This is a genomic window from Mesorhizobium sp. M1348 (genome assembly GCF_040317925.1).
Taxonomy (GTDB): domain Bacteria; phylum Pseudomonadota; class Alphaproteobacteria; order Rhizobiales; family Rhizobiaceae; genus Mesorhizobium.
Genome location: NZ_JAMYLH010000033.1, coordinates 33,831 through 58,488, shown reverse-complemented (window position 1 = coordinate 58,488; position 24,658 = coordinate 33,831). Strand labels below are relative to the sequence as shown.

The 24,658-nt window shown below is 62.9% G+C and carries 22 protein-coding genes; 12 read left to right on the top strand and 10 right to left on the bottom strand.

The genetic code is table 11. The features are described 5' to 3' along the window. Window positions 1-60: 60 nt before the first annotated feature. Window positions 61-1,347, top strand: a complete 1,287-nt coding sequence (locus NKH13_RS31025; RefSeq protein WP_352916651.1) for an NAD(P)/FAD-dependent oxidoreductase — start codon at window positions 61-63, stop codon at window positions 1,345-1,347. Between the two features lie 258 nt (window positions 1,348-1,605). Continuing rightward, the gene (locus tag NKH13_RS31020; RefSeq protein WP_352916646.1) at window positions 1,606-2,412 is read left to right on the top strand and encodes an SH3 domain-containing protein; all 807 of its coding nucleotides are present in this window, start codon (window positions 1,606-1,608) and stop codon (window positions 2,410-2,412) included. Window positions 2,413-2,475: 63 nt separating this feature from the next. Here the strand turns inward: NKH13_RS31020 and NKH13_RS31015 are convergent, their stop codons facing one another. After that, a complete protein-coding gene (locus NKH13_RS31015; protein WP_352916644.1) occupies window positions 2,476-3,222 on the bottom strand; it encodes an SDR family oxidoreductase in 747 nt (248 codons plus the stop codon). A gap of 274 nt (window positions 3,223-3,496) precedes the next feature. Between NKH13_RS31015 and zwf the strand changes: the two genes are divergently transcribed. The 3 genes from zwf (at window position 3,497) to edd (ending at window position 7,554) form a co-directional block, all read left to right on the top strand. After that, complete coding sequence (gene zwf, locus NKH13_RS31010; RefSeq protein ID WP_352916642.1) at window positions 3,497-4,966, top strand: glucose-6-phosphate dehydrogenase; 1,470 nt, start codon at window positions 3,497-3,499, stop codon at window positions 4,964-4,966. Further along, entirely contained in the window at window positions 4,948-5,661 is a 714-nt protein-coding gene (gene pgl / locus NKH13_RS31005) for a 6-phosphogluconolactonase (protein ID WP_352916640.1), read from the top strand. Before zwf ends, pgl begins: the two co-directional genes overlap by 19 nt. 69 nt (window positions 5,662-5,730) lie before the next feature. Next, window positions 5,731-7,554, top strand: coding sequence for a phosphogluconate dehydratase (gene edd, locus NKH13_RS31000; RefSeq protein ID WP_352715523.1), 1,824 nt, complete (start codon window positions 5,731-5,733; stop codon window positions 7,552-7,554). A 39-nt stretch (window positions 7,555-7,593) separates the two neighbouring features. On the opposite strand, the gene NKH13_RS30995 is transcribed toward edd, so the two are convergent. From NKH13_RS30995 to NKH13_RS30980, 4 genes are all read right to left on the bottom strand, one after another. After that, window positions 7,594-9,261 carry a vWA domain-containing protein gene (locus NKH13_RS30995; protein WP_352916638.1) on the bottom strand — a complete coding sequence of 556 codons (1,668 nt, stop codon included), beginning with the start codon at window positions 9,259-9,261 and terminating at the stop codon, window positions 7,594-7,596. 120 nt (window positions 9,262-9,381) lie between these two features. Beyond that, on the bottom strand, window positions 9,382-10,380 hold the full coding sequence (locus tag NKH13_RS30990) for a GlxA family transcriptional regulator (protein ID WP_352464953.1): 999 nt from the start codon (window positions 10,378-10,380) through the stop codon (window positions 9,382-9,384). A gap of 16 nt (window positions 10,381-10,396) precedes the next feature. Beyond that, window positions 10,397-11,296, bottom strand: a complete 900-nt coding sequence (gene folD, locus NKH13_RS30985) for a bifunctional methylenetetrahydrofolate dehydrogenase/methenyltetrahydrofolate cyclohydrolase FolD (RefSeq protein ID WP_352916636.1) — start codon at window positions 11,294-11,296, stop codon at window positions 10,397-10,399. Window positions 11,297-11,504: 208 nt separating this feature from the next. Then, the gene (locus tag NKH13_RS30980) at window positions 11,505-12,203 is read right to left on the bottom strand and encodes a hypothetical protein (RefSeq protein ID WP_352715531.1); all 699 of its coding nucleotides are present in this window, start codon (window positions 12,201-12,203) and stop codon (window positions 11,505-11,507) included. A 229-nt stretch (window positions 12,204-12,432) separates the two neighbouring features. Here NKH13_RS30980 and proC point away from each other — a divergent pair, with 229 nt between their 5' ends. Then, the gene (proC, locus tag NKH13_RS30975) at window positions 12,433-13,248 is read left to right on the top strand and encodes a pyrroline-5-carboxylate reductase (RefSeq protein ID WP_352916633.1); all 816 of its coding nucleotides are present in this window, start codon (window positions 12,433-12,435) and stop codon (window positions 13,246-13,248) included. 176 nt (window positions 13,249-13,424) lie between these two features. On the opposite strand, the gene NKH13_RS30970 is transcribed toward proC, so the two are convergent. Next, window positions 13,425-14,741: an NAD(P)H-dependent oxidoreductase gene (locus tag NKH13_RS30970; RefSeq protein ID WP_352916632.1), complete on the bottom strand. Its 1,317-nt coding sequence runs from the start codon at window positions 14,739-14,741 to the stop codon at window positions 13,425-13,427. A gap of 284 nt (window positions 14,742-15,025) precedes the next feature. On the opposite strand from NKH13_RS30970, the gene NKH13_RS30965 reads away from it, so the two are divergent. The 6 genes from NKH13_RS30965 (at window position 15,026) to NKH13_RS30940 (ending at window position 18,985) form a co-directional block, all read left to right on the top strand. Next, window positions 15,026-16,261 carry a pilus assembly protein TadG-related protein gene (locus NKH13_RS30965; RefSeq protein WP_352715537.1) on the top strand — a complete coding sequence of 412 codons (1,236 nt, stop codon included), beginning with the start codon at window positions 15,026-15,028 and terminating at the stop codon, window positions 16,259-16,261. 26 nt (window positions 16,262-16,287) lie between these two features. Next, the gene (locus NKH13_RS30960) at window positions 16,288-16,707 is read left to right on the top strand and encodes a TadE/TadG family type IV pilus assembly protein (RefSeq protein ID WP_352916630.1); all 420 of its coding nucleotides are present in this window, start codon (window positions 16,288-16,290) and stop codon (window positions 16,705-16,707) included. Beyond that, window positions 16,697-17,101: a TadE/TadG family type IV pilus assembly protein gene (locus tag NKH13_RS30955; RefSeq protein WP_352916628.1), complete on the top strand. Its 405-nt coding sequence runs from the start codon at window positions 16,697-16,699 to the stop codon at window positions 17,099-17,101. The genes NKH13_RS30960 and NKH13_RS30955 overlap by 11 nt, the downstream gene beginning before the upstream one ends. A gap of 170 nt (window positions 17,102-17,271) precedes the next feature. Next, the gene (locus NKH13_RS30950; protein ID WP_352916626.1) at window positions 17,272-18,153 is read left to right on the top strand and encodes a YihY/virulence factor BrkB family protein; all 882 of its coding nucleotides are present in this window, start codon (window positions 17,272-17,274) and stop codon (window positions 18,151-18,153) included. Next, window positions 18,150-18,380, top strand: a complete 231-nt coding sequence (locus tag NKH13_RS30945) for an SDR family oxidoreductase (RefSeq protein WP_352916624.1) — start codon at window positions 18,150-18,152, stop codon at window positions 18,378-18,380. The genes NKH13_RS30950 and NKH13_RS30945 overlap by 4 nt, the downstream gene beginning before the upstream one ends. A gap of 230 nt (window positions 18,381-18,610) precedes the next feature. Then, window positions 18,611-18,985 (top strand): DUF2314 domain-containing protein, encoded by a 375-nt coding sequence (locus tag NKH13_RS30940; RefSeq protein ID WP_352916650.1) that lies wholly within the window; start codon window positions 18,611-18,613, stop codon window positions 18,983-18,985. A gap of 70 nt (window positions 18,986-19,055) precedes the next feature. Here the strand turns inward: NKH13_RS30940 and NKH13_RS30935 are convergent, their stop codons facing one another. From NKH13_RS30935 to NKH13_RS30920, 4 genes are all read right to left on the bottom strand, one after another. After that, window positions 19,056-19,817 (bottom strand): glutamine amidotransferase, encoded by a 762-nt coding sequence (locus NKH13_RS30935; RefSeq protein WP_352916623.1) that lies wholly within the window; start codon window positions 19,815-19,817, stop codon window positions 19,056-19,058. A gap of 84 nt (window positions 19,818-19,901) precedes the next feature. Continuing rightward, the gene (locus tag NKH13_RS30930) at window positions 19,902-20,903 is read right to left on the bottom strand and encodes a rhamnose ABC transporter substrate-binding protein (protein WP_352916621.1); all 1,002 of its coding nucleotides are present in this window, start codon (window positions 20,901-20,903) and stop codon (window positions 19,902-19,904) included. A 46-nt stretch (window positions 20,904-20,949) separates the two neighbouring features. Beyond that, a complete protein-coding gene (locus NKH13_RS30925) occupies window positions 20,950-21,939 on the bottom strand; it encodes an ABC transporter permease (protein ID WP_352916619.1) in 990 nt (329 codons plus the stop codon). Beyond that, entirely contained in the window at window positions 21,936-24,503 is a 2,568-nt protein-coding gene (locus tag NKH13_RS30920) for an ATP-binding cassette domain-containing protein (RefSeq protein ID WP_352916617.1), read from the bottom strand. Before NKH13_RS30920 ends, NKH13_RS30925 begins: the two co-directional genes overlap by 4 nt. Between the last annotated feature and the right edge of the window lie 155 nt (window positions 24,504-24,658).

Sequence of the window (24,658 nt, the reverse complement as noted above, 5' to 3'; positions counted from 1 at the left end):
TACTCCCCTACTCCCCTACTCCCCTACTCCCCTACTCCCCTACTCCCCTTGCCGAGCGTCATGACTTACCAATCCCCCATCTCCCCCGGCCGCTCCTGGTACGAAGACACGGCCGGACCAAGGCCCGAATATCCGGCGCTCGACGGCGACCGGACATGCGATGTGGTGATTGTCGGCGGCGGCTTTACCGGACTGTCGGCGGCGGCTCATCTCGCCAAGTCAGGCGCGGATGTCGCGCTTATCGAAACGCATCGTTTCGGTGACGGCGCATCGGGCCGCAATGGTGGCCAGCTCGGCACCGGCCAGCGGGCCTGGGCAGAGGAGCTTGAGGCGGAATACGGCTTTTCCCGCGCCAAGGCGCTGTTCGACCTAGCCGAAGAGGCCAAAGCGCATCTCCTCGACTTCGCCGCAGCGCATCAGATCGAGATCGACTATATGCCCGGCCAAATGTCGGTGGCGCACAAGAAGCGCTATGTCGACGACTACAAGGCGCATGCCGAGATCATGGCGAACCGCTTCGGCTATCCGCACATCTCATTCATGGACGCCGCAGAGACAGCCGAGCGGCTGGGCTCGACACATTATTTCGGCGGCACCCGCGATACCGGCACCGGCCATATTCATCCGCTGAAACTGGTGATCGGCACCGCGAAAGTGGCGGCAGAGGCCGGCGGAAAGCTTTTCGAGCAGACGCCGTCGACCGGCATCACCTCCGGCGGCGGCAAGGTCAGGGTCACGACGCCGAAGGGCACGATCACCGCCGGGAAATGCCTGATCGGGGTCAACGCCTATGGCGGCACGCTCGAACCGGTGAGTGCCGCGCATATCATGCCGATCGGCTCGTTCATCGGCGCGACGGTACCGCTGGGAGCCGATTCCAAAGTGTTGCCGGGTGGCGAGGCGGTCGACGATTCGCGCTTCGTCGTGCGCTATTTCCGCAAATCGAAGGATGGGCGGCTGCTGTTTGGCGGGCGCGAGATCTATGCGGTCAACGATCCCAAGGACATCCACATCCACATCCGCCGGCAGATCGCCGAGATCTATCCGGCACTGAAGGACGTCGAGATCACCCATGGCTGGGGCGGCTATGTCGGCATCACCGTGCCGAGAAAGCCGTTCGTGCGCGAAGTGATGCCCAATGTGATCTCGGTCGGCGGCTATTCCGGCCACGGCGTCATGCTGTCGAACTTTTTCGGCAGGCTTTATGCCGAGACGGTCGCCGGCAACCGCGACCGGCTGAAGCTGATCGAGGACCTGAAAATTCCACCCTTCCCCGGCGGCCGGCGTTTGCGCGCTCCACTGCTCTTTCTTGCGCTCAACTGGTACGCGTTGCGGGACAGGATTTAACCAGACGTTGCAGAATCCTTAACCAGGCGCAGAATTCGCGCCAAGGGCGCAGTGATGCCACAATCGCGGGCGAAAGATGATGCTCGTGGGCAGCTGAACGGGGAATTTTTGCGGGCCTGCCCGCTTTTGGTTTGGGACCGATGCCGATCGAAATGCCGGCTCTCCGGCATCGGTCGTAAGAACATCGGCCCGCAAATGGAGGTGGCAAGAGTGAGAGAGCCCTTCAGTTTCGGCGCGCCGGAACGACGGCGCCTTGCGATGCAATTCGGTTATGATATGCGGCCGACATTCTGGCACGGGGTCCGGTCGAACGCGCATCTGGTAATAGCCGCGCTTGGCACGACAGCACTGCTCGGCGTCGCCGCAGTGGCACTGTGGCTGGCCTTGCCGGCCAATGAGCGGCAGGCGGCGGCGAGCCCTGAGCAGATCGTTCCGACCATTCCGGTCAAGACGACGAAGATCATGCCTGCCAAGGTCGCTGCGGCGCCGCGGACGACGGGCAAGGCCGATGCGGTTTCCCCGGCAGTGGCCGCGGCGGCAGCCGAGATACCGGCGCTGGCTCCCAACGATCCCCGCTGGACGGGGCCAAAGACGGCATCGGCCGCCGCCACCGAAGCATCCGACCAGCTGGCAAGCCAGACCGAGCAGGCGGCCGATAAATCGTCTGCTTCGGTGGCATTCGCCAACCCGGCAGCGAAACCCGACGCTGCGGCTTTGTTTGCCAAGGTGGCGGCTCCCGGCAGCTCGACGAAAAACACCGGGCCCGACGGTGCGCAGACCGCCGCCATCCCCACGCCCAAGCCGCAACTGCCGGCAGCGCAGTCCGCGAGTGAGGACGACAATGGCAGTACCAAGGCAAAATCCGGAAAAGCCGATACTGCTGGTACTGGACGCATCCTGAGGTCCGTCACAATGCGCACCGGCCCGAAGAAGAATGCGGCCGCCATTCTCACCGTGCCGGCCAAGACCTCGGTGCAAGTGATGAGCTGCAAGCAATGGTGCCAGATCGTCTACAACGGCAAGCGCGGCTGGGTCTACAAAAGCTACGTCAAAACCGGAGCGTAGGGCCGGCAGAGCGATTGCGGGTCGCTCGCCATCAGCCAGTCCTCCGCCGGATGACCGGACCGTTCAAATACAACGCCCGCCGTCGACTTCCAGCGCCACGCCGGTGATGAAAGCCGCCTCGTCCGAAGCGAGCCAAAGCGCGGCATTGGCTATGTCGAGCGGCGTCGAAAGCCGGCCGAGCGGGATCGACGCGCGGAACTTCTCGCGGATCTCGGGTGTGTCGGCGCCCATGAATTTCGCGAGCATGCCGGTCTCGCCGGCAACCGGGCAGAGGCAGTTGACGCGGATGTTCTTCGGCGCGAGTTCCACCGCCATCGATTTGGTTGCGGTGATCGCCCAGCCCTTCGATGCATTGTACCAGGTGAGGCCGGGCCGCGGCCTGATACCGGCCGTGGAAGCCGTCGTCAGGATGACGCCGCCGCCTTGCCGCTCCATCACCGGTACCACGGCAAGTGCTGCGTGATAGATAGCCTTCATGTTGACTGAAATGATAAGGTCGAATGTCGCCTCGTCGACTTCCAGCATGTCACCGTTGCGATGGGTGTAACCGGCGTTGTTGACCATGATGTCGATGCGGCCGAAGGCGCTCATTGCAGCATGAACCATGTCGTCGAATTCGGACCGCAGCGAGACGTCGGTCTGGGTCCAGATCGCCTTTTCGCCGATCTCGCCGGCAACGCGCTCTGCGCCCTTGGCGTTCAGATCGGCGACAACTACCCGCGCGCCCTCCTCGGCAAAGCGCCTGGCCATGCCCTCGCCAAAGCCCGAGGCAGCGCCGGTGATGATGGCGACCTTGTTTTCGAGGCGCATGCTTTTCTCACTCTTCGTTGAAGACGATCGACGACGCGTTTGGCCATGGCCATCGAAAGATGTGTGTCCATTGCCGATTTCTCCTTTGGCTTTCGCCTTGATCCCGCTCTATGCTGCAACTGCGAACGCTCCCGGAAGCATCGCTTGCCGACAAGCCTCCGGCCAGCGCCGGTGTCAAGGGCACACGCGGATGTGACGCAATGGCACTGGCAAGTTTAAATCGATTAGATTATATCAGCCGCGTTATCGCGACCGGTGTCAAAGCGGACAGACCATGACCAGCCAGATCATTCCCGTCGATCCTTTCGACTTCATCATTTTCGGCGGCACCGGCGATCTGTCGGAACGCAAGCTTCTGCCGTCGCTGTACCACCGGCAGCGCGACCATCAGTTTTCTGAGCCGACGCGCATCATCGGCACATCACGTTCGAAGATGACTGACGAGGAATTCCAGTCTTTCGCCAGGCAGGCGATTGCCGATCATGTGAAACCGGAAGATATCGACGCCACGGAACTGAAGACGTTCCTCGCACGGCTCTCCTATGTCCCGGCAGATGCAACCACAGGTGCCGGCTTCGACGGGCTGAAGAAGGCGATCGGCAACAGCGAACACATCCGCGCTTTCTATCTGGCAGTGGCGCCGGCGCTGTTCGGCGACATCTCGCACAAGCTGAAGGAGCACGGGCTGATCACGCCGAATTCGCGCATCGTGCTGGAAAAGCCGATCGGCCGCGATCTCGTTTCGGCGCGCGCGCTCAACGACCTGGTCGGCGACGACTTCCATGAAAGCCAGATTTTCCGCATCGACCACTATCTCGGCAAGGAGACGGTGCAGAATTTGATGGCGCTGCGCTTTGCCAATGCGCTCTACGAGCCGCTTTGGAATTCCGCCAATGTCGATCATGTGCAGATCACCGTGGCCGAGACAGTCGGCCTGGAAGACCGCGTCACTTATTACGACAAGGCCGGCGCATTGCGCGACATGGTGCAGAACCACATGCTGCAACTGCTCTGCCTGGTCGCCATGGAGGCGCCGTCGTCGATGGACGCCGATGCCGTCCGTGACGAAAAGTTGAAAGTCCTGCGAGCGCTGAAGCGCATCAACGGCAACGAAGCGCCCAAGCACACGGTGCGCGGGCAATACCGCGCCGGCGCCTCTGCCGGCGGGCCGGTGAAAGGCTATGTCGAGGAACTCGGCAAGAACAGCAACACCGAGACGTTCGTTGCGCTCAAGGCCGAGATCGGCAACTGGCGCTGGGCGGGCGTGCCATTCTATCTTCGGACCGGCAAGCGGCTGGCGACCCGCGTTTCGGAGATCGTCATCGAATTCAAGCCGATCCCGCATTCGATCTTCGGCGAGAGCGCCGGGCCGATTTCCGCCAACCAACTGGTCATCAGGCTGCAGCCCGACGAAGGCGTCAAGCAGTTCATCATGATCAAGGATCCGGGGCCGGGCGGCATGCGGCTGCGCCAGATTCCGCTCGACATGAGTTTTGCGCAATCCTTCGACGGCCGCGCCCCCGATGCCTATGAGCGGCTGATCATGGACGTCATCCGTGGCAACCAGACGCTGTTCATGCGCCGCGACGAGGTCGAGGCGGCGTGGAAATGGATCGACCCGATCCAGGACGCCTGGGAAAGCGGAAGGCAAGAGGCGCAAGGCTACACCGCCGGCACATGGGGCCCCTCGGCCTCGATTGCGCTGATCGAACGCGACGGGCGGACATGGCACGAGAGCAATTAGGCGGCGCCTACAACTGGCACGAATTTGCCGGACGCCAGGAGTTGGCGGCAGCGCTTGCCGGCCACGTCGCCAGTTGCCTGTCAAAGGCAATCGCCGAGCGCGGCACGGCACTGCTTGCGGTCTCGGGCGGTACGACGCCGGCGAAATTCTTCGCGGCGCTTTCGACCGTTCCGATCGCCTGGGAAAAGGTAACGATAACATTGGTCGACGAGCGCTTCGTGCCGCCCTCATCGCCGCGTTCCAATGCCGGCCTGGTTGCCGCCAACCTGCTGCAGAACGCGGCCGCCGCCGCGAATTTCGTGCCGCTCTACCACGACACGGCAACTATCGAGGGCGCAGCGGTCTCCGACAGTGAGGCGCTGCAAGTGCTGCCCTGGCCACTCGACGTCGTTGTGCTCGGCATGGGAACTGACGGCCACACCGCCTCGTTCTTTCCGGATGCCGACAACCTGGCAAGATTGCTCGATCCGTCGTCGCAAAGGATCGTGCTTCCGGTTCACGCGGCAAGCGCCGGCGAGCCACGGCTGACGCTGTCACTGGCGCGGATCATCAATGCCGCCTTCATCGCGCTGCATATCGAGGGCGCGGAAAAACGCACCGCATTCGAGGCCGCGCTTGGAGCTGGAGCACGAAAGCCCATTCGCGCCGTGCTCGATGCCACTCAAAAGCCCGTAGAGGTTTTCTGGGCACCCTGATCTCAACTTGGCTGCAGGTCCCGGCAACAGCCGGAAGTTGCGGGACCTCGCCTGAAAGGACCGACCGCCATGACCGCAAGACGCGACATCGAAGCCATCACCCAGCGCATCCGTGAGCGCTCCAAACCCGGTCGCGAGGCCTATCTCGGCCGCATCGCCGAAGCCTCGAACCGCACCGCCAACCGGGCCGTGCTGTCCTGCGGCAACCTGGCTCATGGCTTTGCCGTGTGCAGTCCATCCGAAAAGGTGGCGCTTGGCGGCGACCGGGTGCCGAATCTCGGCATTATCACCTCCTATAACGACATGCTGTCGGCGCATCAGCCTTTCGAGACGTTTCCGGCGCTGATCAAGGACGCGGCGCGCGAGGCCGGCGGCATCGCCCAGGTGGCCGGCGGCGTGCCGGCGATGTGCGACGGCGTCACCCAGGGCCAACCCGGAATGGAGCTGTCGCTGTTTTCGCGCGACGTGATCGCCATGGCCGCGGCGATCGGCCTGTCCCACAACATGTTCGACGCCGCCGTCTATCTCGGCGTCTGCGACAAGATCGTGCCGGGGCTAGTGATCGCGGCGCTGACCTTCGGCCACCTGCCGGCCGTGTTCATTCCGGCCGGGCCGATGACGACCGGCATTCCGAACGACGAAAAGGCCAAGATCCGCCAGCTCTATGCCGAGGGCAAGGCAGGGCGCGCCGAACTGCTCGAAGCCGAATCAAAATCCTATCACGGGCCGGGAACCTGCACTTTTTACGGCACGGCCAATTCCAACCAGATGCTGATGGAGATCATGGGCCTGCACACGCCTGGTGCCTCGTTCGTCAATCCGGGCACACCACTGCGCGACGCGCTGACCAGGGAAGCGACCAAGCGGGCACTGGCGATCACCGCGCTCGGCAACGCCTACACGCCGGTCGGGCGGATGATCGACGAGCGCTCGATCGTCAACGGCATCGTCGGCCTGCACGCCACCGGCGGTTCGACCAATCACACCATCCATTTGATCGCCATGGCGGCGGCGGCCGGCATCGCCATTACCTGGCAGGATATTTCCGACATCTCGGAAGCGGTGCCGCTGCTGGCGCGGGTCTATCCGAACGGCCTTGCCGATGTGAACCACTTCCACGCCGCTGGCGGGCTCGGCTTCCTGATCCGCGAACTGCTCGACGCAGGCATCCTGCACGAGGATGTGCAGACAGTGTGGGGCGAAGGGCTGCGCCCCTACGCGGTCGAGGCCAAGCTCGGCGCCGACGGCGGCGTTCTGCGCGAGGCATCGCCGCGCGAGAGCGGCGACGAGAAGGTGCTGGCGCCGTTCAAGAAGGCCTTCCAGCCGAGCGGCGGGCTGAAAGTGCTTTCAGGCAATCTCGGCCACGCCGTCATCAAGACATCCGCGGTCAAGCCGGAGCGGCGCATCATCGAGGCGCCGGCCAAGGTGTTCGACAGCCAGCAAGGGCTGAACGAGGCGTTCAAGGCGGGGTCGCTGACCGGCGACTTCATCGCCGTCATTCGTTTCCAGGGTCCGAAGGCCAACGGCATGCCGGAATTGCACAGGCTGACCACCGTGCTCGGCATCCTGCAGGACCGCGGCCAGCATGTGGCGCTGGTCACCGACGGCCGCATGTCGGGCGCTTCAGGCAAGGTGCCGGCGGCGATCCACGTGACGCCGGAAGCGGCGGAGGACGGGCCGATCGCCAGGATCCATGACGGCGATATCATCAGGCTCGATGCGGAGGCCGGAACGCTCGAAGTACTGGTGCCGGCCGGAGACTTTGCCCTGCGCCGGCCCGCGGACAGCGACCTCATAGGCAATGAATTCGGCTTCGGCCGCGAGCTTTTCGCCGGGTTCCGGCAGTTGGTAGGCCGCGCCGACCATGGCGCCAGCGCCTTCGGTACGGCGTGACTTTTTCGGAGAGCGGCCGATCGCTGCTCTCCCTTAGATCTATTGAACCGTGAGCTCGGCTCGCGCGCCGGCCCTGACAGTTACCGTGCCTTCTTTCGAGCTGTTGTCCGATTTCTCCGAAACCACCGCGTAGTCGCCGGCCGACAGGGTGGCTTCATACTTCTGGTCATAGGCGTAGCCGACCGACTTGCGGGTTCCGTCGATGTTCTTCCTGGCCTCGAATATCTCGATCTTCGAGGCCCCTGGCGCGGTAATCGTCAGCATGCCGGCGTTCATCGCGATCTTCAGATCCTGATGGTCGCCAACCTTGACGCTGAACGGCTGCTCGGCCACCGCAAGGTCGACCGTCGCGACCATTACATAATCGTCGGGCGGCAGATCGAACTTGCTGTCCGGACCGTAGGCATAAGTCACCTCCTGCCTGATTCCGTCGACGTTCTTTTTCGCCTGGAGCACCTTGAAGCCGACGCCCGAACCCTCGGCCTTGTCGCCGCCGGCAGCATAATAGGCGTTGGCGACGATACGCCCGACGCCGACGATGATGTCCTTGTCGATGACCCTGCCGGCGGCAAGCGGGATCGTCTCGGTAACCATGCCCTGGCCGATCGTGACCGTCACCTTCTCGTCACCGGCCGGCAGCACGACTTTCGTGTCGCCGTAATAGGTCGGCGGGGTGTCGACGCCCGGATAGCCGACTACGACAGCCGCGCCGCCGTCAACGTCCGCTCCTTCACTTGGCCTGGGGTGGATGACCAGCGTGCCGGCATTCAGGTTGAAGTGCGGCTTGGCGACCTGGCCAGGCTCGATCTTGATCTTCTGTTCGGCCCTGGCCTCGCCGGCGCGTGCGACGACGATATAGTCGCCCGGCTCCAGATGGCCCTTGTAGGCGCCATATTCGGTGGTGACGGGATCGCCGCGCGCGCCGTCGGAATTCGCCTTGTAGATCTCCCAGGCATTGCCGTCGGTGACGGGATCGCCACCCTCGGCAAGCACGACGGTGGGCACGAAATTGGACTCCGCCGGCTGGTCGGGCGCCGGCTGGAGAACAGGCTGCGGGGCGGGAGCCGGTTCAGGGGCGGGTGGCGGAGGCGCGACGGTCTCGACGAGGGCGTCCTGCAATGCCTTTTCATCCGACGCTTCGAGATATTTGCCGCCGGTGTTGTCGGCGAGGCAAGCGACCTGCTTGCCTTCGGCAGCCGTCAAGCCGAAGCCGACGACATTGACGGTGAAGTCGATGCCGGCAGCCTCCAGTTCCTTGCCGAGCGCACAGGGGTCGCCGTTGCATGTCTCGATGCCATCGGTGATGAGCACGACCGTCGCCTTGTCCTCGGTGTATTTCAACACCTCCGCCGCTTGCTTGACCGCGGCGGTCAGCGGCGTCTTGCCCTGAAATTTCAGACTGTCGGCCGCGGCTGAGATCGCACTTGCCGAGCCTGCCTGCGGCGGCACGATGAGTTCGATGTCGTCGCAACTGGCCTTCTCGCGATGGCCATAGGCCATGAGGCCGATTTCCTCGTCGGCCGGGACCGATTGCAGCACGTTCCGCAGCGATTGACGGGCGATTTCGAGCTTGGGCTTGCCGTCGATCTGCGCCCACATCGAGCCGGAGGCATCGAGAATGACGATGACGCGATCGGCGGCGAAGCCGAACCCCGTCATCCACAGCAGCAGGGCCGCCACAGCGGCGCTCCGCACAAATCCGGCCATCAATATCTCCCCCTCGGTCGCCGCCGCTCGGCGCCGCTCGGCGCCGGAAAGCTATTTGACGCTGCGTCGCGACACAAGCCCGGGCGGAGCATGAAGCTGCGCCGCCTCTGTGCAAAACCCTCAATAGGTCGTGCGGCGTTCCTCGGAAGGCGGCCGGCCGAATTGCAGCCGGTAGCTCTGGGCAAAATAGGAATGCGAGGTGAAGCCGGTGGCGATTGCCACGTCGAGGATCGGCATGTTGGTCTGGCGCAGCAATTCGCGCGCCCGCTCGAGCCTAAGCCGCATATAATAGCGCCCGGGCGTCACGCTGAGATGGCGCAGGAACAGGCGCTCGACCTGGCGCACTGACAGGCCCGCCGACTTGGCGAGCTGCACCGCCGACAGCGGCTCGTCGAGATGGTCGGCCATCAGCTCGACGATGCGCCGCAGCTTTTCTGACTTGCCGGTCAGATCGCGCTCCGGGCCGACGCGCTGGCGGTCACCGGCCGAGCGGATGCGCTCATGCTGGAACTGGTTGGCGACGCCATTGGCGAGGCTCGAGCCGAAATCGCCGCGCACGATCTCCAGCATCAGGTCGATCGAGGTGGTGCCGCCGGCGCAGGTGTAGCGCTTACGGTCGATCTCGAAGACGTTGCCGGTGCAGTTGATCTCCGGAAAGCGTTCGAGGAAACCGGCGCGGTTTTCCCAATGGATGGTGCAGCGATAGCCATCGAGCTGCCCTGCCTCGGCAAGCAGATAGGAGCCGACCGAAAGCGCGCCGAGCGCATTGCCGCGCCGGCCCCAGCTGCGCAGCGCCGCCAGCACCTTGCTCTTGCCGGGAAATTCCGTCGTCAGCCCGACCGAGACGAACAGGATATCGACCGGCGGCAGATCGGCGACGGCATAGTCGATCTTGAGCGGCAGGCCGTTGGAGGCCATGACGGCATCGCCGTCGGCCGACACCGTCGTCCAGCCATAGAAATCGCGGCCGAGCAGCCGGTTCGCCGACCGGAACGTGTCGATTGCCGCGGCCAGCGAGAACATGGAGAACTTGTCGACCAGCAGAAACCCGAACTGTCGGCCGCCCTGAACGGGATCATTGGTGACCGGCCGCTCTAAGGGAACAGTGAGGTTCGGCAAGGACGCTGCTCTCTGGTCAGAAGGAAGGCCGTTTCAACCCGGCTGCGAGGTAGGCGGAAGCTAACGTGTTGGCCATCAGCATGGCAATGGTCATCGGCCCCACGCCGCCAGGCACCGGCGTGATGGCGCCGGCCGCCTTCGCTGCTTCGGCAAAGGCGACGTCGCCGACGAGGCGCGTCTTGCCTTCGCCCTTTTCAGGTGCGGCGATGCGGTTGATGCCGACATCGATGACGGTGGCGCCAGACTTGACCCAGTCGCCGCTGACCATTTCAGGCCGGCCGACGGCTGCAACCAGAATATCGGCGGTGCGGGCAAGCGCCGGCAGGTCCCTGGTGCGGCTGTGTGCGATGGTCACAGTGCAGTTGGCGGCAAGCAGAAGATTGGCCATCGGTTTGCCGACGATGTTCGAACGCCCGACGACGACCGCATTGAGACCGGACAGGTCCTTGCCACGCACCCGTTCGATCAGCAGCATCGAGCCGGCCGGCGTGCAAGGCACGAAGGCGGTCTCGAGTTCGCCGGTGCCGAGCTTGCCGACATTGATGAAGTGGAAGCCGTCGACATCCTTCTCCGGCGCGATGGTCTGGATGATCTTGCCGGAATCGATATGGCCGGGAAGCGGAAGCTGCACCAGGATGCCGTTGATGGCCGGATCGGTGTTGAGCTGGCCGATGATCTTCAACAGGTCCGGCTCGGAGGTTTCGGCCGGCAGCGTGTGCTGAACCGAATGGAAGCCGCATTCCTTGGCGGTGCGGGATTTGGAGGCGACATAGACCTGGCTCGCCGGATCCTCGCCGACGATGACCACCGCGAGACCGGGCTGCCGCCCGCCCTTTTCCGCCAGTTCGGCGGTCAGGGTCTTGACCCGCCGCACCACGTCTTCGGCGACGCTTTTTCCGTCAATCAACTCAGCCATGAACCACCCTCGACGCCTATCGCCTAAGCCTGCCGCGCTAAAGCATCCATGCGGCGTGCTCCAGATATCTTTATGCATGTCGTTGCCCAGAACCGTGCGCTGGCGGGCGGACATGCAGCGCGGCATTTTCACGAAAATCGAGCCTGGCAATCCCGTCAATGCGCCGTCCCATGCCGTTAACTCGAAACCGGCATGTTTTATTCGACGCTCAGAAATAGCGGCGGCGCGTGCGGTTTTCGGTGAGCTCGCGAACCGCCTCGCGAAATTCACGCAGGCTGGCGCGGATTTCCTCGATCTGGCATTGCTGATCGGCGGCTTCCGAAGCCTGATTTGCTGCCTTCGACCAGGCCTGAGCATGAGCCGAATGCGGCGGCGTGGGTTGCTGCGGGTAAGGTGCCTGTCCGGCATAGAGCGGCTGCGGGTAGAAGGCAGGCGGCATCGCTGCGCTGGAATTTGTGGCGGCGGAAGTCTCGCCGGACGCCATCTCCTCCGGCGCTCTGCCGGGAATGAGCCTGCTCAGCGCCGACAACACTACGCCGATCGGACCCGCACGCGCGGCCCGGTACGCTTTGTCCTCGGCGGAACCGGCATCGGGGCCGCCAACAGAGCCAGCGGGGTCGAAAACTACATCGGCAGCTGCAGCGTCTTCCATCAGCATGGTGCCGGCCTTTGGCTCATCAGGATGGGGCTGGCTTATGCCGGCGGCTGCCAACAGGATCGGGCTGGCACGCGCTTCCCGGCGCGAGCGGGCGAGACGATGGCGTGTGGCGGCATCCTCGCGCCATGACGGGCCTGCACGGTCCTCTAGCGAAACCAGCGACGCTTCGTCCCCGTCGCGCGCTGCCTCGACGAACGACAGCAGGGACTGCTCGTTCCTCCAGTGTTCACGATTATTCCTATAAGCCATGGTTTCTGGAGCTTTCCCCTCGGGCTGGGACGTAGCGACCGCCACTGGTTAAGCGATGCTAAACAGGCATAGGAAACAAAAGGTTAATTTGGTCGCCGCGCGGCTGTGCGACTACATGTGCATCCCAACAACCGCAAGGTCCGGGTTTCCGCCTGATCACGGTCCCAACAGGGCTTCCCCGCCCTGCCGCGAACGTCTATGGGGAAGCCATCTCTATGGGAGGCTTTCGATGACGATCAGGCTTGTTCTCGCCGGTTGCGGCAATATGGGCTACGCCATGCTCTCGGGCTGGCTGAAAGCCGGCAAGCTCGCTCCGGCTGCGGTATTCGTGGTCGAGCCGAATGCCGAGTTGCGTAGGCCTGCCGAAGCGCTGGGCTGCTCTGCTGCCGCGGATGCCGGTGCCATCCCGGCGGACGCCGTGCCCGCCCTCGTCGTCCTTGCGGTCAAGCCACAGGTCATCCGCGACGTGACCGCCGGCTACATCCGCTTCAACGATGGCCGAACCACTTTCCTCAGCATCGCCGCCGGGACGCCGGTCGCCACGTTCGAAGGCATTCTCGGCGACCGCGCACCGATCGTGCGCTGCATGCCCAACACGCCGGCGGCGATCGGCAAGGGCATGATGGTGGTGTTTTCCAACAGGCTGGTTTCCGAGGACACCAAACGCCTTGTCGCCGACCTGCTTTCGGCGAGCGGGCAAGTGGCCGACATTGACGACGAGGGCCTGATGGACGCGGTGACGGCAGTCTCCGGATCGGGGCCGGCCTATATCTTCCACTTCATCGAAGCGCTGACGGTGGCCGCCGAGAAGACTGGCCTGCCGACTAGGACTGCCAAGCTCTTGGCAATGCAGACGGTCTACGGCGCCGCCTCGCTGGCCGCCGAAAGCGGCGAGGAGCCGGGCGTGCTCAGACAACAGGTGACCAGCCCCAACGGCACGACGGCTGCCGCACTTGCCGTGCTGATGGGCGAGAACCGGCTGACGCAACTGCTCACCGAGGCGGTGGAAGCGGCGCGGCTGCGGTCGATAGAGCTGGGGAAGTAGGGCTTTTGGGGGAGCCGGTCGGCGGCGATGGTCTGCCGTGCATTTCAGCGGCAATAGCCGCCTGTAGAAAAGCCGCTGCGCAGTGCTCCTTCGCGCCCCCCTCAGTCCTGCCGGACATCTCCCCCACGAGGGGGGAGATTGGCAGTTTGGGCGCTCCGCTCACCACTGCGATGCACCTACCCCGCCCCATACAGCATCTCGTCCTGCAGCCGGCGCAAGGCGAACAGCCTGGTCGTCGGGTCGGGCGCGGCATTGTCGGCGGTGAGCAATTCGCCTTTCCTCACCGGTTTCAGCACCTTGCCGCCTTCGAGCAGACCGACCGGCACGGCGCGATGGGCGCGGGCCTCCTCGACGGTCATGGTCCAGGAGCGGTAGCAGGTCTCGCCGATCGCGTCGAAAACCTCGCCCGCCGCCAGATCCCGCTTGGCCACGGCGCAGACCTCGGCCACCGGCCGCGGCAGCGGCACCATGTCGGGCTTGCCGTAGAGCACGATGCGAGCGGCCGTCAGCGGCACTTCAAGCGAGGTCAGATGGTAGGGCCTGAAGAAGCTGTAATAGGGGCCGTGGCCGATATGCAGATCGTCCATGCGCTCGATGATCCGCGGATGCGTCGCCTCGACGATGACGAAGACGCCGGGCGCCACGCCCTTGCCGACGGTGTAGTCGACGACGCCCTTCTTCAACAGGATGCCGCCATGCTCGTGCGGGATGAGCACCTTGACCAACTCGTCACGGTCGGCCTTGGGGCCGTGCATGCCGGGAACGTCGGGTACCAGCCCGGTGGCGTTGGCGATGGCGCACATCTCGACCATGGTCTTGGAGCCGTCGACGAACTCGACCAGCATGCGCGGATTCATGTTGCGGCGCAGCGCTTCCGAGCGGTAGTCGTCGGGAACGGCGTCGTGGTTGAGCGGGTTGTTCTTGCCCTTGCCGGCGGAGATGATGGTGTAGCCGAGCGCCGAGGCGAACTCGATCAGCTCCATGCAGCTCGACGGTTCGTCGCCGGCGCCGACCGAATAGACGACGCCGAGCCGGTCCGCCTGCTGCTTCAGATAGCAGCCGATGGTGACATCGGCCTCGACATTCATCATCACCAGATGCTTGCCGTGCTGCATCGCCATCAGGTCGAAATCGGCGGCGACGCCGGGCTTGCCGGTGGCGTCGATGACGACATCGATGAGCGGATTGGTGACCAGCATTTCGTTCGAGGTGATGGCGATCTTGCCACTTTCGATCGCCTGGCTGACCTTCGTAGCGCTGTCCGCTTCGGCTGCCATCGCCTCGTCGCCATAAGCAATGCGGATAGCGTCACGCGCCGTATGCGGGCGGCGGGTCGAGATCGCGCAAATCGAAATGCCCGGCATCAGCATGCCTTGCGTCACCAGGTCGGTGCCCATCTCGCCCGAACCGATAACGCCGATGCGCACCGGGCGGCCTTCCGCGGCACGCTTGGCAAGATCGCGGGCAAGCCCGGTCAATGCGACATTGGTCATACTGGAAACGTCCACTGCTTTTTGATTTGAAGCGGGAATAGCAGGGAACGGCAACCCATTGCCAATCGAAACCGGCCGCGGCGGTCTTTTCTTGCGCGTGACCCCGGAAACCAGAATTGTTCCTATGAAGACATGCACCCGGCCGAAGGACTAACGAGGGTCCTGTGGCGCCAAAGGCTCGCGTTGAAGCGGCGGAACGGACCGTTAAGCCCGGATGGACCGCAGCCAAGAAATGTACGGAAATTCTTAGTCATTCTTTTATGCAATCCTGCTTTAATAGGAAAATGGACTGGCGTGCCCGCATTTTTAGGTGTTTTTTCCGCGCTATGCGACCGATCGGCGAGAGCGGCAACGTTGCTACTATTTTTGCTCTGTCTTTGCCGATTGTCGTCGGCGGTGCGGGCCTCGGTATTGAGACTTCCTATTGGTATTACAGCAGCCTGAAGCTACAAGCGGTGGCGGATGCGGCGGCCTATGCTGGCGCTTTGGAAAAGGTTTCGGGATCCGACACGCCAAAGATTGTCTCCGCAGCGACAGCGTCAGCGACCACGAACGGCTGGGGACCGTCAGTAGGTACAATAGAGGTCTTCTCGCCTCCGTCAGCCGGTCCAAATGTCGGAAAAAAGGCGGTTGAGGTAGTCGTTCATCAGAACCTCGATCGGTTCTTTACGTCGATATTCACGCAAAACGCAGTTGGCGCACAAGCAAGGGCGGTGGCTCTTATTACGGATGCTTCAAAAGCCTGCATCTTGACGGTCGATCCTTCCGCTTCGAAAGCGGTGCTCTTTTCCGGCAGTTCGACCACAAAACTGACAGGCTGCTCTGTCATGTCGAATTCGATAGCTCCGGACGCCATCAAACTTCAGGGATCGGCAAGCCTTGATGTCGATTGCCTGATATCGGCAGGCGGTGTTTCGTTGAGCAACGTCGTGAAGACCGTTTGCGCCAGCCTGATAACTCAGGCGCTGCCCGCTGCTGATCCTTTTGCCGACCTGCCGGCGCCGCCGGCCATGAACCCTTGTCAAAACGGCAATCAGTCAACCTTGCAACCTGGAACATACTGCAAGGGGCTCAGCTTGAGCGGCAATGTAACCCTATCGCCCGGCATATACGTCATTGAGGGAGGCGATTTCAAAGCGAGCTCGAATGCAAATATTTCCGGCGAGGATGTCGTCATTTATCTGGCCGGTACCTCCGGCGTTAGCATGAACGGCACGGCGACCGTCAAGCTCAGCGCACCGACGTCGGGCACCTATTCGGGTGTACTGTTCTATGGCGACAGAGCCAACCTGGCGGGATCCAACACGTTTAATGGCACGGCGGATTCGCTATTGACCGGCGCTCTGTATTTTCCAACACAGGACGTCAATTATCTCGGCAATTTCTCGGGCAAAGGTGGTTGCACACAGGTCGTCGCCAATACCGTGCAATGGTCCGGCAACGCAAACATCATTCAGGATTGCACGAGCCTTGGAATGCGAGACATTCCGGCCACGCAAACCCTTCAGCTTGTCGAGTAGTTTTCGTGGATCGGCTACAAGTCCGGATGTTCCGGAGTGATTCGGGTGTTGCCGCGGTAGAGTTTGCGCTGGTTCTGCCCATCCTTTGCCTGGTACTTCTTGGCATCATCGACGGCTGGTCTTTTGTCTCGAGCGCATTGTCGATGCGTGCAGGCGTCAAAACCGCGGCAAACCTCGTGATGCAAGGAGCAGTCGAGGATACGACTATCCAAGCTGTCGCTCTTTCGAGCTGGGAAAACCATCCTGATGGCGCGCAGGTGGCAGTGAGCCGGAAATACATGTGCGGGAACATCGTGGCCGATCCATCGATCCTGTGCGACACTTTGAAAGCCCCCTCGGTCTTCCTCGTAATACAGGCGACAGCCACCTGGTCACCGCCCTTCAGTTTTGGCGCGTTTTCCTTCTCGCGCGAACTCAGTCATCAACAGGTGATTCGTGTCCGCTAAGTCGAGAGCTTTCACGGGGGATGCATCAGGCGGAGCTGCGTTAGAGTTCGCGCTGATCGCGCCTTTTCTGATAATGCTTTTGATCGGCATCTTTGCATTCGGCTGGGCTCTGAATGCTATGTCGAGTGTTCGGTACACGCTGGAAACGTCGTCACGTGCGCTGCAAATGAAGAACTCGCTGACGCAGGCCCAGATCCAAGCCATTGCCACGGAAAAATTACTGGATTTGGGATTGAAAGACGTCAAGGTGACAATAGCAATCGACGCCCCCAGCGGCGGCTTTCGCATGGCACATCTGACCGCCCAATATGCGTTCGTAATCGAGTTCCCGTATTTCGACCGATATCCGATAAATTATCAGACAACCGTCACAGTTCCCCTGATTGCATCGTGAGCACGTCCTGGCCAGTCGAGCGGCACCTTTCGATGTTCGCTGCGCGTCGCCTTTATAGGCGATCGCCTTGTACAGCGTGCCGTTGCCGGCTTTGTTCCGGCCGAGCCCCCACCCCTCGCCCAGCGCTGCGCCGCCGCTACTTGTTAGTGACAGGCATGCGCGAGGCCCACATGTGGATTTTGGCAGCAGAGGGCTGGAGGCTTCTCAAGCAGAGCGTCCTCGGCTTCATCGAAGACAATGCGCTGAGCCATGGGGCGGCGATAGCGTTTTATGCCACGACCTCGCTTGCGCCGATCCTGCTCATCGTTGTCGCTATCGCCGGCATGGCCTTCGGGCACGAGGCGGCGCAACTCGCGCTTTCGGCACAGATCGCCGGCCTGATGGGGCCACAAAGTGCCGAGCTGCTGCAGGCGACGATCGAAAACGCTTCGCAGAAGGAAGCGGGAACCGTTGCCAGCATTCTGGGGCTGGTCACGCTGTTCGTTGCCGCATCCGGCGTGTTCGGCGAAATGCAGCTGGCGCTGAACGAAATCTGGAAAGTCAAACCGAGCGGGGCAACGATTTCACGGCTGGTGCGGGCACGCATTGCAAGCCTGGGCCTGGTCGCCGCCCTCGGCTTTCTGCTGTTGGTGTCGCTGGTTGTAAGCGCCGCGATTTCGGCGCTCGGAGACGTCATCAACGCCTATCTGCCGTTCGGCACCATCATCCTGAGCGCCATCAACGGGATCGTCTCGTTTGCCCTGATCGCGCTGCTGTTTGCCGCGATCTACAAGGTGCTGCCCGACCGCAGCCTGCAATGGCGCGATGTCGGCCTCGGTGCGGTGGTCACCGGGTTTCTGTTCACCATCGGCAAGTCGCTGATTGGCTGGTATATCGGAACCAGCGCCATCTCGTCGTCATACGGCGCGGCCGGCGCCCTGCTCGTCGTGCTGTTATGGGTCTATTATTCGGCCGAGATATTTCTGCTGGGCGCCGAATTCACGCGAGCCTATTCGGTTCGACACGGCAGCCGGCCCGATTTGAAGAACAAGGTGGAATTGCATGACAAATGAGTTCACGCCGAAATTCGACCTGGCCGGCGAGGTGGTGCTGGTCACCGGCGCCTCGCGCGGCAGCGGCGGCGCCTGCGCACTCGCCTGCATGTGCTGGCCACATCCCGCACGGCCGCATCGGCCACCCGATCGACGTCGCGGGCACCGTGGTGTTCCTCGCCTCGCCGGCGGCGTCACTAATCACTGGCGCGAGTATATTGGTGGATGGCGGTTGGTCGGTAGCGTGATAGGGCTCTTTGGCTGGCAGTGCGACACCACCTCGCGAGTGCCGTCTCCCCACACCGGGAAGAAGCGCGCGGACTTCGCAAGGTTAGTCCAAGAGGTCTTTTATGAGCGAAAAATCTCAATCGAACGGTGAATTCGACGAACCGCGGAATGAGCCACTCTTCACGGCTATCTCGCAGACAGACCCCGCCTTCCTAGCAGCTTACGATCGCGCGCTTGCGAGTGTGCCGACATTTGTCGAACATATCGAGGGAAATGCAGATGCCTTCTGTTCCGCGAGCTTCGGTTTCGCGATCCCGACGAGTCCGAACGTCTTGGGGAGGACCACTTTGTTTTCCTTTGGCTTGCCGCAGTGCATTATCATGCTGAGGAGCGGCTATTTTCGGGTACGTTTTTCGAGGTGCCGCCCGAGCTTCAGAAATGGCATCAGGTTGGACAGCGGCTTGCATTTGAAGGCGACGATATTTTCGATTGGATGGTTCTCGACGCGGGGCACTTGCAGGGGGGGTTCACATTGCGCGTAACCCGAGACAAGCTTCCTGAGAAAGATCGTGGCTCATACGATCGATACATCGGGGTTTCGGTTTATGAGCCACTGCCGTCCTGATTCAACGCATGCTTGATGGCCTGGTCTTTCCTTGGAGGATTGGGCAACCGCACTGGTCAAACCAGCTCTCTCATTCATTGCCGGCGAGCCAACGGACCATGTTCCCCATCAGTCTTCCGTAGAACGGCCATCCGAGGAAATCCTGCGAGAGCCAATGCGGGCCGATATCGGTTGCCCAGGCAATCGTGCGGCCACGGCCGTGGCTGCCGACGGCAAGGAGGGGCCAGTCGGTGGCGCGGTGGTGGCAGGTCGCCAGAAGCCGGGACGAACCGTCGCGCCTGAATTCCAGCTTGTTCATGCCGAGAATCGGCGGCAAAGGCCCCTCCACCCCGGAAAAAATCGGATGTGACGACTGCAGGATGGAGGCCTGCAGGCCTTGCGGCACCTCCATGCCGTCGCAGTAGGGTAGGCAACGGACCGGCAGAACGTCCTCGACCGGAGTGTCGTGGAACCGCGCCGTCCCGAACATGCCCTGAAAGCCCATGTAACCGCCGGCCAGCATCAGCCCGCCGCCACCTTCGACATAGGCCTTGAGCACATCGAGGCGGTTGACGCCGACACGCCCGGCGCGGGCATCCGGCGTCACCAGCAATGTCAGGGCGCCGACGTCGGAGATCACCACCGCCTGATATTGGGCGAGCGCATCGAGGTCATAGGGAAACTCCGCGCCGCAACGCTCGCCGCCGACCTGCGTGACCGCGATGCCCTCATCGGCCATCGCGGCGTTGAAGGCCGTCGCGCCATTTGTCGAGGTCGCACTTGTAAGCACATCGCTACCGATGGCGACCGAGGTCGTCGCCGCAAAGGTTTCGCCTGCAAGCAATATCTTCATTGCCGCCCCGCACTGTTTTCATTCGAGAGGTTTTAGGAAGGGCGCCGGATGGACGGCGCCCCCTAGAACTCAAGCTCTATAGGATCAGAATTTGAACTCGGCCAGATTTTCGGGGGTCACGATCTTGGCCGGACCAAGGATCAGTTCGCCGCCGGCGCCAATCGTGTATTCGCCGAGCCTGCCGGCCGTGAACTTCTCACCCTCCTTGCCGGTGATCTTGCACTGCGCAAGCGCCTGGGCCGTCTGGTAGGTAAGATAGCCAAGATCGGTGACGTTCCACCAGATATCCTGAGCCGCCCCGTCCTTGATGTATTTCGAGATCAGAGTGGCCGGCGCGAGGCCGGTCAGCTTGACCTTGCCGATCATGCCCGCCTCCTCGAGTGCACGCGCGGCCGCTGGAAGGCCGATGCCTGCCGGGACGATGATCACCTTGAGATCGGGAAAAGCCTGGACCAGCGCCAATGCCTGCTGCTGGTTGATCTGTTCGCTTTCTTCGCCATAAGCCACCTGCACCAGCTTCATCTTGGAGAACTTCGGCTCGGCCGCCATCGTCGCCTTCATGAAGTCGATCCAGGCGTTCTGGTTGGTCGCCGTCGGCGTCGACGACAGGATCGCGAATTCGCCTTCACCGCCGCTGAGGGCGAATGCACTTTCCAGCATCATTTCTGCCAGACTGTCGCCCTTGACCTGATTGACAAACACCGCGCGGGCATCGGCGGCCACATCGGAGTCATACGAAATCACCCTGACGCCCTGCTGAACGGCGCGCTTCAGCGCCGGCGCGACGGCATTGGCGTCGTTGCCGGCAATTGCGATGACCCCGACCTTCTGCGACACGAGGCTGTTGATGAATTCGATCTGCGCCTCGGCGGTCGCCTGCGATGGGGCGACCTGGGTAGCGGTGCCGCCAATTTCCTTGGCCGCCTCTTGTGCGCCTCCGAAGGCCACTTTGAAGTAGGGGTCTGTGTCGAGCTTGGGCAGGAAACCGACCGTTACGGGTTCCTTGGCGCACTCCTGGCTGAAGGCCAGCGACGTTGGCGCAAGCAGAACCGCGGATGCGAGCAGGGCTAATCTAAACGCTTTCATTGTGACTCCTCCGTCAAAATTCGGGCTTGAAGGAAGGGGCCCGAGATCACCCCTTTGTCTCGCGCATTGCGCGGGATCTGCTGAGCATCTCCTGTGTGGAGCGCCAGTAATTGCCGACCAGCAGCGAACCGATCAGAAGCAGGCCGATGATCATGCCCTGCGCGTCGCCACCGATCTGGCTCAGCGCCAGCACGTTGCGGATGATGGCGATCAGGACCAGCGCCAGCATGACGCCGGTCAGGCGGCCCTTGCCGCCAAAGACGCTGACGCCGCCGAGCAGCACGATGGTGATGACATCGAGCTCCATGCCGAGCGCATTGTTGGCGCGGGCATTGGAAAGGCGCGCGGTATAGACGATGCCGGCTATCGCCGCGACGACGCCCGAGACGACGAACAGGTTCAGCACCATCCGGCGCGTGTTTATGCCGGAATAGCGCGCCACTTCGGGGCTGCCGCCGAGCGCGTAGATGCGCTTGCCGGTCGGCGTCTTCTGCAGCACGATCGCAAACACCGGCGCCAGCACCAGGAAGGGGACGATGGTCCACGGTATCTCGGTGCCAGGCAGGTTGTTGATGCCGAAATCCACGACCGCGGGCGGCAGGATGTTGACCGAGCCGGTGCCGAGCAGGATATAGCCAATACCTCGATAGAGCGCCATGGTGCCGAGCGTCACAACCAACGACTGCAGTCCAAGGCCCGAGACCAGATAGCCGTTGAAGGCGCCGAGCAGTCCGCCGACGACGAGCGTCAGCGGGATTGCGGCAAGCGTCGGCACACCGGCCTGGACCAGCAAGCCAAAGACGACCGAGGTCAGCGCCAGTAGCGAGGCGATCGACAGGTCGATCTCGCGGGTAATGATGAGCAGCGTCATCGGCAGGATCAGCAATGCCTTTTCCGAGGCGCTGGCGGCCAGTTGCGAGAGATTGAAGCCGGAAACGAAATTCGGCACGAAGATAGCCGCATAGAGGAAGATGGCCACGCAAGAGGCCGCCAGCAGCAGATCCCAGAAGTCGATCGAACGGAGGAACTTTTTCATCTCGCCCTCGCCTGTCTTGCCTGCTCGGCGCGCCGCACGATGAAGGTGTCGATGCCGATGGCGACCAGGATAACCAGGCCGTAGACGCCCTGCAGCCACAGCGGGTCGACGCGCACCAGCGTCAGCCCATTCTTGATGACGAGCAGCGTGAGGGCTCCGAGGATGATACCGAGCAATGTGCCCGAACCACCGCGGATGGCGACGCCGCCGACCACCGCCGACGCGATCACGGTGAGTTCGAAGCCGAGCGCGACGCGGGCGTCGATGGTCGCATAGCGGGATGCCCACAGCGCGCCGCACAGGCCGCCGAGCAGGCCGGCCATGCCAAAGGCCAGCAGAATGCGCCGGTCGACGGGGATGCCGATCAGACGCGCGCCGTCCGGATTGGAGCCGGCGGCGAACAGTTCGCGCCCGATGGCCGTGCGATAGAGCAGCACGTAACCCAGGCACAGGATGACGACCGCGATGACGACGATCAGCGGCACGCCGGCGATCTTCAGGCCGGTCATGTCGAGCCAGGCTTGCGTGACTTCGTCGGCGCTGATCTGGTCGCCGGCTGCCCAGATCGAGTTGAAGCCGCGGAAGATAGACATCGAGGCCAGCGTGACTACGATCGCCGGGATCTTTCCCCTGGTGACGACGAGGCCGTTGATCAGGCCGGCGACACCACCGACGGCGCATGCGGTCATCAGGCCGATGCCGATGTCGAGCCCCGGATAGGCTTGAACCATGCTGGCCGCCATGTAAGCCGACAGGCCGATCACCGCGGCGATCGAAAGGTCGATGTTGCGGGTGATCAGCACCAGCATCTGCGCGAGTGCTGCAACCACGAGCAGGGCGGCATCCATCGACACGGCGGTCAGGTTTGCGGCGCTCACCATGCGCGGGTTGATGATGGTGACCGGGATGGCGACCGCCAGCATCGCGGCGAGCAGGCCGAACTCCCGCCGCTTCAGTATGCCGAGCGGTCCTTTTCTTGTCTCCTCGCCGGCGGCGCGTTCCGCCTGTGCTGCCCGGTCTGTGCTTTCGCCGGCCTTGGTCGCTGCTTCCAGCACCTTTTCCTGGGTGGCTTCGCCCCTGGCAAATTCGGCCGTCCGATGGCCTTCGCGCAGGACGATGATGCGGTCGCACATGCCGATGAGCTCGGGCATTTCGGAGGAGATCAGGATGATGGCCATGCCCTGCGCGGCAAGGTCGGCGATCATCGCATGCACTTCCGCCTTGGTGCCGACGTCGATGCCTTGCGTCGGCTCGTCGAGGATGAGGACGCGCGGTTCGGTGCGCAGCCATTTGGCCAACACCACCTTCTGCTGGTTACCGCCGGACAGTTCCTTCACCGGCTGCGCGTAGCCGGAAAAGCGAAGCTTCATGCGCTTCAGCCAGTCCGAAACCAGATTGATCGCGCGGTCCGTTCCGTAGAAGCCGGAGCGGGCTGCCTTGTCGAGGACTGGCAGCACCGCGTTGTCGAGGATGGAAAAATCCATCACCAGGCTCTGGCCCATGCGATCTTCAGAGACATAGGCGATGCGCGCATCCATGGCGTCGCGTGCCGATGCGAAGCGCACGGCTTCGCCGTCGATCAGGATTTCGCCGGCATCGGGCTGGTCGATTCCGAACAGCACGCGCGCGATCTCGGTCCGCCCGCTGCCGACCAGGCCGCCGAGCCCGAGCACCTCTCCGGCGTGGAGCTTGAGGTCGATATTGGAAAAGCCGCCGGCATGCGAAAGCCCCTTCGCCTCCAACACCAGCGCACCGGTGGCGTGGTTTCGTTGCGGATAGAGGTCGGTCACCTCGCGGCCGACCATCATGCCGATGGCGGCGGCGCGGCCAAGCTCGGCCTTCGGCTTGACGCCGATGAGGCGCCCGTCGCGCAGCACCGCGATGCGGTCGGCGATGCGGAAAATCTCGTCCATGCGGTGGCCGACGAACATCATCGCCACGCCGTGCAGCCGCAGGTCGGCGACGACGGTGAACAGCCGCTCGACCTCGCGCTGCGACAGGGCGGCCGTCGGCTCGTCCATGATCAGCACCCGCGCGTCGAGCGACAGGGCGCGGGCGATCTCGACCAGTTGCTGTTCGGAGGTGCGCAACGTTCCGAGCCGGGTTTCGGCCGGCACGTCGAGGCCAACTGTCGCCAGCACCCTGCGTGCGCCGGCAAGCATGGCGGCGTTGTCGATGCCGCCGAAGCGGTCGCGCGGCATATGGCCGAGATAGATGTTTTCCGCCACCGAAAGATCCGGGAAAAGACCGGGATGCTGGTGCATGACCGAGATGCCGGCAGCCTGGGCGTCGTGCGGCGAATGGAAGACCACAGGCTTGCCGTCGACTTCGACATGGCCGCCGGTCGGGAGATACACGCCGGCCAGCAGCTTTACGCAGGTGCTCTTGCCGGCGCCGTTTTCGCCAAGCAGAGCCAGCACCTCGCCTGAGCGCAATTCGAAGGAGGCGTCCTTGAGGGCAATCGTGCCGCCGAAGGCCTTTGTCGCCTGAACCAAGGCAACTGGGACAGCGGCGTCGCTCTTCACCACGGCATCGGCTTCGCCTAATGCGCCCAAGTGCAGCACCCTTCCTCCCTGGTCCTGTTTTTTCAATTTGCTATATTAAATGGTTTAGCGCCGCAACTGGAAAATTGACTTCCATGGCCCCGAAGGGCACTGTCGCGCCGCGCACGGGTGCGATTGGAGTGCTCGACCCCGTGGCAGCTGCAAGGCTGCAGGCG